The sequence below is a fragment of the Curtobacterium sp. 179-B 9B NHS genome (genome assembly GCF_045370965.1).
Classification (GTDB): Bacteria; Actinomycetota; Actinomycetes; order Actinomycetales; family Microbacteriaceae; genus Curtobacterium.
Map to the genome: position 1 here is coordinate 161037 of NZ_JBIQDQ010000002.1, position 13265 is coordinate 174301.

Here is a 13265-nt window from a genome sequence, read left to right on the forward strand (position 1 = left end):
CCACCCCGACCCCACGAGGAACCCCAGCGCATGACCGAGTTCGCCACCCGCGCCGTCCACGCCGGCCAGGACCCCGACGCCACGACCGGTGCCGTCATCCCGCCCATCCACGTCACGAGCACCTACGTGCAGGACGGCGTCGGGAACATGCGGAACGGCTACGAGTACTCCCGCGGCGGCAACCCCACGCGCGACGCGCTGCAGACCCTGCTCGCCGACCTCGACGGCGGCGTCGCGGCGTACTCGTTCGCATCGGGCCTGGCGGCCGAGGACGCCCTGCTCCGCGCGTACCTCGAGCCCGGCGCCCGCGTCGTGATGGGCAACGACGTGTACGGCGGGACGCACCGTCTGGTGAACCGCCTGCACGTGCCGTGGGGCGTGGAGCTCGTGGTCGTCGACATGAGCGACGTCGACCGGGTCCGTGCAGCGCTCGAGGGCGCCCCGGCGAAGACGGTGCTGTGGGTGGAGACCCCGACCAACCCGCTCATGAAGATCGCGGACATCGCGCTCCTCTCCGAGGTCGGTCACGCCGCAGGCGCCCTGGTCGTCGTCGACAACACGTTCGCGTCGCCGTACCTGCAGCAGCCGCTGTCGCTCGGCGCCGACGCCGTGTCGTACTCGACCACGAAGTACCTCGGCGGGCACTCCGACGTCGTCGGCGGCGCGGTCGTCCTGCGGGACCGCGAGTTCGCGGACCAGGTCGGTTTCCTGCAGTTCGGCGCGGGCGCGATCGCGTCGCCGTTCGACGCCTTCCTGACGACCCGGGGGATCAAGACGCTGCCGGTCCGTATGGAGCGGCACTCGTCGAACGCGCAGGCCGTGGCGGAGGCGCTCGTCTCGGCGCCCGGCGTCGAGCGGGTGTACTACCCCGGTCTCGCCGACCACCCCGGACACGAGGTCGCCGCGAAGCAGATGCGCGGCTTCGGCGGCATGCTCTCCGTCGCCCTGTCCGGCGGACCCGAGGCGGCGAAGCGCTTCGTCGAGTCCACCGAGGTCTTCACGCTCGCGGAGTCCCTGGGCGGCGTCGAGTCGCTCATCGGGTACCCGAGCGAGATGACGCACGCGTCGGTCAAGGGCACCGAGCTCGCCGTCCCGGAGAACGTCGTCCGCCTGTCGGTCGGCATCGAGGACCAGGGCGACCTGGTCGCGGACGTGCTGCAGGCACTGTCCCGGTGACCGCGGCCTGCTGACGCAGACGTGACGGACGGGAGGCTCCCCACCGGACCGGTGGGGAGCCTCCCGTCCGTCATCAGGACCTGACGGATCGTCGGTGCGCGCCCCTAGGCTGGCCCGGTGAGCAGTGTGGCGACGAGGTCGGGGATCCTCAGCGGGCGCTACGCGCTCGCGACCCTGGGGATGGTCGCCATCGTCGGGGTGGCAGCGTTCCAGAACCTCGCGATGACGACGGTGATGCCGGAGATCAGCCGCGACCTCGACGGGCAGACGCTCTACGCGCTCGCGTTCGCGGCCCCGCTCGCCGCCGGCGTGCCCGGGATGGTGCTCGCGGGGACCTGGACGGACCGCGCGGGCGGCCGCGTCGTCGCCTGGGTGTCGGCGCTCTTCTTCGCCGTCGGGACGGCCGTCGTGATGACCGCGCCGACGATGGAGGTCTTCCTGGCCGGTCGCCTGGTCGAGGGCTTCGGAGCCGGTGCGATCGACGTCGTGCTCTACGTGCTCGTCGCCCGCATCTTCCCCGCCGAGCTGCACGGTCCGGTCTTCGCCGGGTTCGCCGCGGCCTGGGTCGTCCCGGCACTCGTCGGCCCGGCGCTCGCCGGGGTCGTGACGGAGGTGTGGGGGTGGCACTGGGTCTTCGCCGGCGCCCTCGTCATCGCGGTCGTCGCGTTCGCCCTCCTCGTCCCGACGCTGGCACGCCTGCACGCGCCGCCGGTCGAGCGCCGACCCCCGTGGCAGGCGGGGCGCATCGCGTGGTCGGTCGCGGCGGCGCTCGCGATCCTGCTGCTCAACGTCGCGCCGGACCTCGGTCCGTGGGCACGGGTCGTGGCCGTCGTCATCGGCGTCGTCGGCGCCTGGGCGGCGCTGCGGCCCCTCCTGCCGGCCGGGACCTTCCGGGCGGCCGCGGGCCTGCCGTCCGTGGTGCTGTTGCGCGGCCTGGTCGCGGCGGCGTTCTTCGGCAGCGAGGCCTACGTGCCCTTCCTGCTGCAGGCACGGCACGGCCTCAGCGCCTCGGCGGCGGGGCTCGCGCTCACCGTGGCCGCCCTGAGCTGGGCCGGGGCGAGCTGGCTGCACGGTCGGCTCGGGGAGCAGCGGCTCACCGCGGCGCGGACCTTCGGCGCCGGACTCACGCTCGTCCTCGTCAGCCTGCTCGTCGCGCTCGCCGTCGCGGTGTGGGGGTTGCCGTGGTGGCTGCTCGTGGCCGGGTGGTTCGTCGGCGGCGCGGGCATGGGCGCGATGTACCCGCGGCTGTCGATGCTGACGCTCCGCTTCTCGGGCGAGGGCGACGACGGGTTCGCGAGCTCGGCCCTGACGATCGCCGACGCCTCGGGCAGCGTGGTCGGCCTCGCCGTCACGGGCCTGCTCTTCGTCGGCAGCGGGGGAGCCGACGGCGACTGGTCGTTCCCGCTCGTCTTCGTCGCGATGACCGCGATCGCACTCGTCGGGATCGTCGCGGTCCGGCGCCTCGGTCCCGTGCCCGCACCGCCGACCCCCGGCGCCGAGTGACCCGTCCCGCGGTAGCGTGGGGCACCGGATCGAGCGGAGGTCACCGGGTGCGCACCGTCGTCGTCGCCGTCCTCGTGGCGGCGTCCCTCGCCCTGACCGGGTGCCAGGGGCCGACGACCGCTGCGCCGACCCCGGTCCGCAGCACCGACCTCACCAGCTCCGACGGCGGGTTCGCCGACGACGCCGTGGTCGGCGCGGTGCTCGCGCCCGGGGACGACGCGCTCGCCGCGGACCTCGAGCGCGGGCTCGACCGTGCCGGGTTCTCGCCGGACGTCCGGGTGGTGCCGTCCTCCGGTGCCGCGGCCGAGCAGGCCCGTGCCGTCGACACGCTCGTCCGCGCGGGAGCGAAGGCGCTGCTCGTGCACGCCGTCGACGCCGACGCGCTCGCGGAGGCGGTGCAGACGGCGCACGACGCCGGTGTGGTCGTGGTGTCGGTCGGCGCGTCGGTCCCGGCGAGCGGGACCGGCGGTGACGGTGTCTCCGCCGACCACCGCGTGCCGGCGGCAGCGGATGCCGGGACGACCGCCCGGGCGGCGGTCGAGGTCGTCCGGTCGCTGCAGCGCGGCGAGCAGCCGGACACGGGGGACCGCCGCGGGCGCAGCGGCGCCGGGGACTGACGTCGGGACCCGGGCCGGCGGACCGTCGCGATCAGCGTGACCGGGCGAGGGGCCGGGCTCGGGAGCGGGGCCGTGTGCCGGCTCGGCTCAGTGCCACCAGGCCGGGAACGACAGGGTGATCGTCTCGACCAGGGACCTCCGGGAGCGTCGGGGTCCGGCCAGCCACGCCTCGATCGCGCCGACGAAGCCCTGCGCCACGAACCCGGCTGCGACGTCGTCGAGCAGGGGCGGGCGTGACGCGGGGTCGAGTTCGCGGATGTGCTGCGCGCTCGACACCGTGAAGTGCTGCACCAGCAGGCGGTGGAGGGAGGCGTCCTCGGTGTCCGGCAACCCGCGGGCGTAGATGTCGCGGTGGGCCACGACGTGCTCGACGACGGCGTCGATGCCCCGGCGCGTGATGGCGGCGAGCTCGTCCTCGCCGGCCCCACGGGCAGAGGCGGCCCGGCGGGCCTCGACGTCCTCCTCGCGGATGCGGTCGAGCTCGGGCGTCAGCACGTCGGCCAGGAGCGATCCGGGGGAGACGGCGTGCGAGTAGAACGTGGCGCGGTTGATGCCGGCTGCGCGCGTGACGTCGGCGACCGTGATGGCGGAGACCGGGCGGTCGGCTGCGAGTCGGAGGACCGCCTCGCGCAGTGCTGCCGTGGTGTGCACGATCCGGGCGTCGACCACGACACCACCCCCTCTTCGTTCCGTCCGCACGAGGCGGCTGTCGAGCAGTCCGACGTTACCGCACGGCGACCGCGCGGACTGGACGAGGAGCGCAGTGTGACGGGCGCGTTGCGGTCGGGGCGTCGCGAGAGCGCTCACGCAGCCCGTAGGATGGTTCCGGGGCCGAATCGATTCGAGTCGATCCGCCCCGGTCCTGCTCGGTCGGTCCTGACGTCCACCACGTCGACGGCGACCGGCCCCGATCCCGTCTCTCCTGCACCCGACCCCCTGTGAAGGACCGCTCGTGACCGCGCCCGCAACCACCGGTTCGCTCCGCGTCGTGCTGCACCCCGGTGACTCGCTCACCCGGCGGCAGCGCCTCGTCTACGTCTTCGTGCTCGGCGCGCTCACCGCGCTCGGGCCGTTCACCATCGACCTGTACCTGCCGGCGTTCCCGTCGCTCGAGCGCGAGTTCGGCATCAGCGAGGGTGCGGTGCAGCTCACGCTCACCGCGACCACGCTCGGGTTCGCGGTCGGGCAGCTGCTCGTCGGGCCCTGGAGCGACAAGGTCGGCCGGCGTCTGCCGCTCATCATCGCCACCTCGGTGCACGTCGCGGCGTCGGTCGGCGCAGCGCTCGCGCCGAACGTCGAGGTGCTCGCGCTCTTCCGCGTCCTGCAGGGCATGGGGGCCGCGGCCGGCGGTGTCGTCGCGATGGCCACCGTGCGCGACCTGTTCGGCGGCAAGCCCCTCGTCCGGATGCTCTCGCGCCTGGCGATGGTGAACGGCCTCGCACCGATCCTCGCGCCGCTGATCGGCTCGCAGATGCTGCAGTTCGTCAGCTGGCGCGGCGTCTTCGTGTTCCTCGCGTGCTACGGCGCGGCCGTCGTCATCGCGTCGTCCCTGCTCATCGTCGAGACCCTGCCGCCGGCTCGGCGGAAGGAGGCCGGCCACTCGACGATCGGGCAGCGCTACAAGGCCCTGCTCTCCGACCGGATCTTCGTCGGCGTCGCGCTCATCGGGGCGATGGTCTTCAGCGGGCTCTTCTCGTACCTGTCGGCGTCGCCGTTCCTGTTCCAGACGGTCTACGGCCTCGACGCGCAGCAGTACGGCCTGCTCTTCGCCGTGAACTCGATCGGCGTCGTCGTCGGCGTGCAGGTGTCCTCGCGCCTGGCGCAGCGGGTCGGCCCGCAGTGGATCCTCGCCTGCTCGACGGCGACGCTGTTCGTGTCCGCCGTCGCGATCGTCGTGCTCGACCAGCTCGGTGCGGGCCTGGTCGGGGTCCTCGTACCGCTGTGGTTCTTCATCGCGGCCTGCGGGTTCACGTTCCCGCTCGTCCAGGTGATCGGTCTCGCCGCGCACGGGAAGGAGGCCGGCACCGCCGCGTCGCTCCTCGGCGCACTGAACTTCGGGGTCGCCGGGCTCGTCTCGCCGATCGTCGGGTGGCTCGGCATCACCGCGGCGACACCCATGGCGAGCGTGATGGCATGCACGGCGGCGGTCGCCGTCGTCGTGCTCTGGGTGGTCGTCCGGCCGCGGACCGTGCCGGCGCTCTCGCACTGACACGTCGCACAGCCGGACGTCGTCACGACGAGCGGACCGGAGGGTCGACGCGTCCGTAGGCTGCGGACATGACCGACGCGGTGGAGCAGGCACGGGCAGCGGCAGCAGCGGCGCAGGCGGCGGCCGAGGAGGCACGGCGGCTGGCGGACGAGGCGGCTCGTCGGGCCGAGGAGCTCGCGGCGGCGCTCAGCCGCGCGGCCGACGCGAGCGCGGTACCGGAGGCGACCGGGGCGCCCGACGCGAGCACGGCCGCACGCGGGACGACGCCGGGGACGGCCACCGAGCCTCCCGGCCGCGCGCCGCTCGACGCGACCACCACGCCGGAGGCGACGATCGCGTCGACCACACCGCCGAGCGCACCGCAGTCCGGCCCCCTCGGGCCGGAGGCCGTCGACGCGATCCGCACCGGGTACGCCGTCGAGGGCACCGCCCTGGAGCTCGGTGCCCTCGTCAACGGCCGCCCGCTGCCCGACGTCCAGGTCCGGATCCCGCTCGGCATGCTCAACCGGCACGGCCTCGTGGCCGGTGCCACCGGCACGGGCAAGACCCGCACGCTCCAGTTGCTCGCGGAGCAGATCGCCGCGAACGGCGTCCCGGTGTTCGCGGCCGACGTCAAGGGCGACCTGTCCGGACTCGCCGTGGCCGGGCAGCCGGACGAGAAGCTCCTCGCCCGCACCGAGGCGATCGGTCAGGACTGGCGCGGCGTCGCGAGTGCGGTGGAGTTCTACTCCCTCGGCGGGCAGGGCACCGGTGTGCCGATCCGGGCGACCGTCTCCGGGTTCGGCCCGCTCCTGCTGGCCAAGGTGCTCGGCCTCAACGCGACGCAGGAGTCCTCGCTCGGGCTGGTGTTCCACCACGCCGAACGCGCCGGACTGCCGCTCGTCGACCTGTCGGACCTGCGCGCCGTGCTGACCCACCTGGTGAGCGACCAGGGCAAGGCGGAGCTCGCGGAGCTCGGCGGGTTGTCGAAGCAGACCGCCGGTGTGATCCTGCGCGAGCTGGTGACCTTCGCCGACCAGGGTGCGGACCGCTTCTTCGGGGCACCCGAGATCGACACCCGTGCGTTCCTGCGCACCGCCCCGGACGGCCGCGGGATCGTGAGCCTGCTCGAGGTGCCGGGCGTGCAGGACCGGCCCGAGGTGTTCTCGACGTTCCTGATGTGGCTGCTCGCCGACCTGTTCAACGAACTCCCCGAGGTCGGCGACACCGACCGGCCGGCGCTCGTGTTCTTCTTCGACGAGGCACACCTGCTCTTCTCGGGGTCGTCGAAGGACTTCCGCGAGCAGGTCGTCCGCTCCGTGCGGCTCATCCGTTCGAAGGGTGTCGGCATCGTGTTCGTCACGCAGACGCCGAAGGACCTGCCCGACGACGTGCTCGCACAGCTCGGCTCGCGGGTGCAGCACCAGCTCCGTGCCCACACGCCGGACGACGCGAAGGCACTGCGGGCGACCGTGTCGACGTACCCGACGAGTGACTACGACCTGGGGGAGGTCCTGACCTCGCTGGCGACCGGCGAGGCGGTCGTGACGGTGATGAACGAGGACGGCGCACCCACGCCGGTGGCGTGGACCCGTCTGCGCGCGCCGCAGGGATCGATGGACGCGCTGCCGTCGGACGTCCTGGAGGCGCTGGTCGCCTCGTCCCCGCTCCTCGCCCGGTACGGCACCACCGTCGACCCCGAGTCGGCGCGTGAGCTCCTGGCCGCCCGCATGGAGTCCGCCGCCGCGGACGCCGCCGCAGCGCAGGCGCAGGCGGACGCCGAGCAGGAGGCTGCCCGCGCCGCCACCGCGGCGGCGAAGGAGGCGGCCGCGCAGGCTGCGCGGGACGAGCGCGAGCAGAAGGCCGCACAGGCGGAGTACGAGCGGACGCAACGCGAGTTCGAACGCGCGGAGCGGGCAGCGGCGGGTCGCCGGTCGCGATCGACGTCGACACGGACGTCGCGCTCGGCCGGGCGCACTGCGGACGACCCGCTCGGCGGACTGCTCGGGAACGGCCTCGGGCAGACCATCGCGAAGGAGGTCGTCCGGGGCATCTTCTCGACGCTCCGCCGCCGCCGCTGAACTGCTGCCGGCGCGGTGCCGCGCGTCGCCCCGGCCGGTCTCAGCGGGTCAGGAGGCCGACGGTCTCGACGGCGAGCAGGCCGGCGACGATGCACGCGGTCGCCGCGCCCACCGCGAGCACGCCCCCGCGGCGCTCGTACCAGGTGCGGCTCGTGGGCCAGCGGCGGGTGGCCTCGCGGACGTGGACCGGTCGGCGCTCGTGCTCGACCGGCACGCCCAGCACCTCGACCACGCGGTCGAGGGCGTCGTCGCCCCAGACGTCGCCGCGCAGCCGGAAGAGGTGCGTGCCGTCGGCGTCGAACGCGAGGAGCTCACGCGTGGTGCGGTCGGGCGACGCGCCGTACGTCGGGGTGACGACCAGCCGGTCGATCCGCTCGCGGGCGATGCGACGGTTCGGGGTGAGGACCGCGTTCAGGGCGACGACGTCGGCGTCGATGCCGAGGAAGGCCTGACCGAGTCGGACGAAGAGGACCACGACCAGCACGGCGACGGCGACGACGAGCCCGGCGACGAGGACCCACCAGCGCTCCGGCAGCGAGGCCCAGACGAGCGCGACGGCGAGGGGGACGGCGGAGCAGACCACGCTGAGGACGGTCGACCGGACGAGGGAGCGCCGCGGGCGGAGGACCACGTCGTGGACCGGCGTCCGCAGACGCCCGGCAGCTGACACCGTCGCTTCCCCCACCTGGGTCTCCTCACCCCTCGGGCGCACGGGCAGGCCGATCTGCCACCCCGCGGGCGACGCCCCTGCCGCCCGCTGCACCGTGTCCGACCCGTCCCGGGGTCGTCCGTCTGCACAGGATAGGGCGAAGCGGGGGCGGAGGACAGCCCGTTCCACCCCCGTTGGGCGTTTCCCGGCCAGGACGGGCCGAGCGGGGTGCGATCGTGTCCCGCGAGTGGGGGACTCCACGGGCCGCAGCCGGGGCCGCGCCGGTCGGGAGCCGTGCCGGTCGGGAGCCGTGCCGACGGGGACGTGCGCCACCCGGGAACGACGAAGGGCGCGTCCTGCTGGACGCGCCCTTCGGTACTGCTGGCGGAGAATGGGGGATTCGAACCCCCGAGGGCTTGCACCCAACACGCTTTCCAAGCGTGCGCCATAGGCCACTAGGCGAATTCTCCTCGTGCCACCTCGCGGTGACGACACCCCATGGTACAGGTTCGCGGGGGTGGTCACGACCACGTCCGTCCACGGCCCCGTCGGCTCCCAGAGCGCACGGTGTGCCCGCGACTAGCCTGGAGGGGTGTCGACCCGCATCTACATCACGTCAGCAGAAGGACACACGGGCAAGAGCACCGTCGCGCTCGGTGTCCTCGAGACCCTCGCACGCTCCGTCGGACGCGTCGGCGTGTTCCGACCTGTCGCACGGTCGGTGGCCGAGCCGGACTACGTGCTCGAGCTCCTGCTGCAGCACAGCGCGGTGGGGCTCTCCTACGACGAGGCCGTCGGCGTGACGTACGACGACGTGCACGCCGACCCGGACGCCGCCCTCGGCACGATCCTGAACCGGTTCGCCCAGGTCGAGCGGCAGTGCGACGCCGTCGTGGTGCTCGGGTCCGACTACACCGACGTCGGCAGCCCGACCGAGCTGTCGTTCAACGCCAAGGTCGCGGCGAACCTCGGCGCGCCCGTGCTGCTCGTGCTCGGCGGTCGGGACTCCTCGGAGCGTGGCGTCCGCACGCCCGAGGCGATGGCGCAGGTCGCGGACGTCACCACGAGCGAACTCCGGGCGGCGCACGCCCAGCTGCTCGGCGTCGTCGTGAACCGTGCGGACCCGGACGCCCTGGCCGCGATCGTCCAGAGCGTGGAGCACGCCGTGCGCGACGACCACCCGGACACCCCCGTGTGGGCCATCCCGGAGGACCGGGTGCTCGTGGCGCCGACGGTGCGCGCCCTGCTCGAGGCGACGGGCGCCACGCTCGTCCGCGGTGACGAGGCGCTGCTCGACCGGGAGGCCCTCGGCACGGTGGTCGCCGGCATGAGCATGGAGAACGTGCTGCCGCGGCTCATCGAGGGCGGGATCGTCGTCGTGCCGGGGGACCGCAGTGACGTGCTCCTCGCGACCGTGCTCGCGAACCAGTCCGAGACCTTCCCGAGCCTGGCGGGCGTGATCCTCAACGGCGGGTTCGAGACCTCGCCGCAGATCACCCGGCTGCTCGAGGGCCTGTCGAGCTCGCTGCCGATCGCCCGGAACGACCTCGGCACGTACGACACCGCGCTCCGCATCACCCACACCCGGGGGCGCCTCGCCGCGGACTCACCCCGCAAGGCCGACCTGGCACTGGCGCTCTTCGAGCAGCACGTCGACGCCGACGCACTGCGCGACCGCCTGCAGCTCACCCCGTCCGGGGTCGTCACGCCGCTCATGTTCGAGCACGGGCTGCTCGACCGCGCGCGTGGGTACGGCAAGCGGATCGTGCTGCCCGAGGGCGACGACGACCGCATCCTGCACGCGGCGTCGACGCTGCTCGCGCGACAGGTGTGCGAGCTCACGATCCTCGGCGAGCCGACGTCGATCCGGGCACGCGCCACCGAGCTCGGCCTCGACCTCGACGGTGCGCAGCTCGTCAGCCCGTTCGACCCCGAGCTGCGCGAGCGCTTCGCCGAGGAGTACACGCGGCTCCGAGCGCACAAGGGCATGTCGATGGAGCTCGCGCGCGACACCGTCACCGACGTGTCCTACTTCGGCACGCTCATGGTGCAGCTCGGACTCGCCGACGGCATGGTGTCCGGGGCGAAGCACACCACCGCGCACACCATCCGACCGTCCTTCGAAATCATCAAGACCCGGCCGGACACCTCGATCGTCTCGAGCGTGTTCCTCATGGCGCTCGCCGACCGCGTGCTCGTCTACGGTGACTGCGCGGTCATCCCCGACCCGAGCAGCGAGCAGCTCGCCGACATCGCGATCTCGTCGGCGGAGACGGCCACGCAGTTCGGCATCGACCCGCGCGTCGCGATGCTGAGCTACTCGACCGGCGACAGCGGCACCGGTGCGGACGTCGACAAGGTGCGCGCCGGGACGGCCTTCGTCCGGGAGCGCCGCCCGGACCTGCTCGTCGAGGGACCCATCCAGTACGACGCCGCCGCCGATCCGACGGTCGCCCGCACGAAGATGCCGGACTCGCCCGTGGCGGGCCGGGCGACGGTGTTCATCTTCCCCGACCTCAACACCGGCAACAACACCTACAAGGCCGTGCAGCGCTCGGCTGGTGCGGTCGCGATCGGACCCGTCCTCCAGGGCCTGCGCAAGCCGATCAACGACCTGTCCCGCGGTGCGCTCGTCAGCGACATCGTGAACACGGTCGCCATCACGGCCATCCAGGCCGGCACCGCGACCGACGCGGCCTGACCGACCATCGCCGACCGCGACCAGCCCACCCGCCCGCACCGCGCCTCCAGACCGTCCCGAGAAAGGCACCCCACCGTGACCGCAGCCCTCGTCGTCAACTCCGGATCGAGTTCGTTCAAGTACCAGCTCATCGAGCTCGAGGGCGAGCGCACGCTCGCCTCCGGGCTCGTCGAGCGCATCGGGGAGTCGTCGGGGGCGTGGAAGCACACCAACGCGCTGACGGGGGAGTCGTCGTCGAACGACGCGGCGTCCGTGCCCGACCACGCGGCCGGCTTCCAGGCGATGATCGACGCCTTCGCCAAGGTCGGGCCGTCGTTCGACGAGCACCCGCCGGCGGTCGTCGGACACCGCGTCGTGCACGGGGGGACCACCTTCGACGCGGCCAGCGTCGTCACCGACGAGGTCGAGCAGCAGATCGAGGACCTGAACAGCCTCGCGCCGCTGCACAACCCCGCGAACCTCGAGGGCATCCGCGCGGCGAAGCAGGTGTTCTCGGACGTGCCGCACGTCGCCGTCTTCGACACCGCGTTCCACCAGACCATGCCGCCGCACGCCTACACGTACGCGATCCCGGCCGACCTCGCCGAGCGGTACCGGATCCGCCGGTACGGCATGCACGGGACGAGCCACAAGTACGTGTCCGAGCAGACCGCGGAGTTCCTCGGCCGCCCGCTGGCCGCGCTGAAGACGATCGTGCTGCACCTCGGCAACGGGGCGTCGGTCGCGGCGATCGACGGCGGGCGGTCGATCGAGACGTCGATGGGGCTCACGCCGCTCGAGGGCCTCGTGATGGGCACACGCTCCGGCGACCTCGACCCGGCGGTGCTCATCCACCTGCACCGCGAGGCCGGCATGTCCTTCGACGACCTCGACACGATGCTCAACAAGCAGTCCGGGCTGCTCGGCCTCACCGGCAACGGCGACATGCGCGACGTGCAGGACGCGGCGCTCGGTGGCGACGACGAGGCCGAGGCGGCGCTCGCCGTGTACCGGCACCGGATCCGCCGCTACGTCGGGGCCTACACGGCGCAGCTCGGCGGGCTGGACGCCGTCGTGTTCACCGCCGGGGTGGGGGAGAACAACGCGCTGCTGCGGCGGCGCGTGCTCGCCGGGCTCGAGCACCTGGGCATCGAGGTCGACGCCGACCGGAACGAGCTGCACTCGAAGGAGGCCCGGCTGATCTCGACCGACGCGTCGCGGGTCGCGGTGCTCGTCGTGCCGACGAACGAGGAGCTCGAGATCGCCCGGCAGTCGGCGGCGGTCGCGCTGTAGGGCCGTCGGGCTGGTGGCGCGGCGGGGCGCCTGGTGCGGCGTGCCGCGGTGCCTGGGCCTGCGCCTGGTGCTGCGCCGTCGTCGAGGCGCCGCCAGCCACTCGAGACGCCGCCACTTCGTCGAGACGCCGCCACTTCCGACGGCGTCTCGCTCGGTGGACGGCGTCTCGCGCTGACGCCGGCGTCTCGAGCTGACGCCAGCGTCCCGCCCGCGTCAGCTCAGGGCGTGGAGGGCGGCCGGGATCGGGGTGTTGCCGCTCGTCACCTCGAACTGCACCCCGACGGCGGTGTCGTCGAGCAGTGCGTGCAGGACGAGGGCGGCGACGTCCGCACGGGGGATCGACCCGCGGGGGACCGTCCGGCCGACGTGCACCGTGCCCTGCGGCGGGGTGTCGAGCAGTGCTCCAGGCCGGATGATCGTCCAGGCCAGGTTCCGCATCCGGATGTTCGCATCGGCCTCCGACTTCGCCCGGAGGTACACCTGGAAGACGTCCGCCTCCGTCCGGGCAGGGACCACGGCACGCTCGCGGTCGTAGGCGTCGGCACCCATCGCCGACACCATCACGTACCGCTGGATCCCGATCCGCTCCGCCGCGTCCGCCAGGGTGATCGCCGCGTCGCGGTCGACGGATTCCTTGCGGTCGGCGCCGCTGTTCGGCCCGGCACCCGCGGCGAAGACCACGGCGTCGACGCCACGGAGGCGCAGCGCCAGCTCGTCGTCGTCCACCTGCTCCAGGTCGACGACCAGGGCCGTCGCGCCCTGCTGCTCGACGTCGGTCACGTGGGCAGGGTTGCGGATGATCGCGACGGCGTCGTGGCCCGCGTCGGTGATCAGGCGGGCGAGGAGCAGTGCGATCTGGCCGTGTCCTCCGGCGATGGCGATCTTCATGTGTCCGATACTGCCCGGAGCATCCGGTAGACTTCCGGAGGCTCCTCACGTGACGCCATCCAGGCCAACTCCCCCAGGGCGGAAACGCAGCAAGGGTAACCGGGCTCTGGCGGGTGCGTGAGGAGTCTTCTTCGTTCCGGGGCTGTGCCGTCCCGTGCGTGAGCAGTCTTCTTCGTTCTCCGGCGGACCC

Annotated in this window: 10 protein-coding genes, 1 tRNA gene and 1 other RNA gene; 8 read left to right on the forward strand and 4 right to left on the reverse strand. The window is 73.3% G+C overall.

What is annotated here, in order from left to right; genetic code table 11:
- Positions 1 to 30 precede the first annotated feature (30 nt).
- The 3 genes from ACH0A8_RS02630 to ACH0A8_RS02640 all read left to right on the forward strand — a co-directional run bounded on the left by ACH0A8_RS02630 (position 31) and on the right by ACH0A8_RS02640 (position 3296).
- A complete protein-coding gene (locus ACH0A8_RS02630) occupies positions 31 to 1176 on the forward strand; it encodes a cystathionine gamma-synthase (RefSeq protein WP_066655198.1) in 1146 nt (381 codons plus the stop codon).
- 117 nt (positions 1177 to 1293) lie between these two features.
- Positions 1294 to 2679: an MFS transporter gene (locus ACH0A8_RS02635; RefSeq protein ID WP_406906398.1), complete on the forward strand. Its 1386-nt coding sequence runs from the start codon at positions 1294 to 1296 to the stop codon at positions 2677 to 2679.
- A 47-nt stretch (positions 2680 to 2726) separates the two neighbouring features.
- The gene (locus ACH0A8_RS02640; protein ID WP_311206189.1) at positions 2727 to 3296 is read left to right on the forward strand and encodes a substrate-binding domain-containing protein; all 570 of its coding nucleotides are present in this window, start codon (positions 2727 to 2729) and stop codon (positions 3294 to 3296) included.
- A gap of 87 nt (positions 3297 to 3383) precedes the next feature.
- Here the strand turns inward: ACH0A8_RS02640 and ACH0A8_RS02645 are convergent, their stop codons facing one another.
- Positions 3384 to 3965 (reverse strand): TetR/AcrR family transcriptional regulator, encoded by a 582-nt coding sequence (locus tag ACH0A8_RS02645; RefSeq protein WP_251154626.1) that lies wholly within the window; start codon positions 3963 to 3965, stop codon positions 3384 to 3386.
- A 283-nt stretch (positions 3966 to 4248) separates the two neighbouring features.
- Between ACH0A8_RS02645 and ACH0A8_RS02650 the strand changes: the two genes are divergently transcribed.
- Positions 4249 to 5505 (forward strand): multidrug effflux MFS transporter, encoded by a 1257-nt coding sequence (locus ACH0A8_RS02650; RefSeq protein WP_200884101.1) that lies wholly within the window; start codon positions 4249 to 4251, stop codon positions 5503 to 5505.
- Positions 5506 to 5573: 68 nt separating this feature from the next.
- Positions 5574 to 7565: a helicase HerA-like domain-containing protein gene (locus tag ACH0A8_RS02655; RefSeq protein ID WP_406906400.1), complete on the forward strand. Its 1992-nt coding sequence runs from the start codon at positions 5574 to 5576 to the stop codon at positions 7563 to 7565.
- A 40-nt stretch (positions 7566 to 7605) separates the two neighbouring features.
- On the opposite strand, the gene ACH0A8_RS02660 is transcribed toward ACH0A8_RS02655, so the two are convergent.
- The gene (locus tag ACH0A8_RS02660) at positions 7606 to 8250 is read right to left on the reverse strand and encodes a hypothetical protein (protein ID WP_066655187.1); all 645 of its coding nucleotides are present in this window, start codon (positions 8248 to 8250) and stop codon (positions 7606 to 7608) included.
- Between the two features lie 346 nt (positions 8251 to 8596).
- Positions 8597 to 8684: transfer RNA gene (locus ACH0A8_RS02665), tRNA-Ser, on the reverse strand.
- Positions 8685 to 8806: 122 nt separating this feature from the next.
- Between ACH0A8_RS02665 and pta the strand changes: the two genes are divergently transcribed.
- Together pta and ACH0A8_RS02675 are read left to right on the forward strand one after the other, a co-directional pair.
- Positions 8807 to 10915: a phosphate acetyltransferase gene (gene pta / locus ACH0A8_RS02670; RefSeq protein ID WP_209685079.1), complete on the forward strand. Its 2109-nt coding sequence runs from the start codon at positions 8807 to 8809 to the stop codon at positions 10913 to 10915.
- Positions 10916 to 10990: 75 nt separating this feature from the next.
- Positions 10991 to 12187, forward strand: a complete 1197-nt coding sequence (locus tag ACH0A8_RS02675; protein WP_406906402.1) for an acetate/propionate family kinase — start codon at positions 10991 to 10993, stop codon at positions 12185 to 12187.
- Between the two features lie 213 nt (positions 12188 to 12400).
- On the opposite strand, the gene ACH0A8_RS02680 is transcribed toward ACH0A8_RS02675, so the two are convergent.
- Positions 12401 to 13075, reverse strand: a complete 675-nt coding sequence (locus tag ACH0A8_RS02680) for an SDR family oxidoreductase (RefSeq protein ID WP_066655180.1) — start codon at positions 13073 to 13075, stop codon at positions 12401 to 12403.
- A 36-nt stretch (positions 13076 to 13111) separates the two neighbouring features.
- Here ACH0A8_RS02680 and ffs point away from each other — a divergent pair.
- Positions 13112 to 13208, forward strand: an RNA gene (gene ffs / locus ACH0A8_RS02685) — signal recognition particle sRNA small type.
- Positions 13209 to 13265 lie beyond the last annotated feature (57 nt).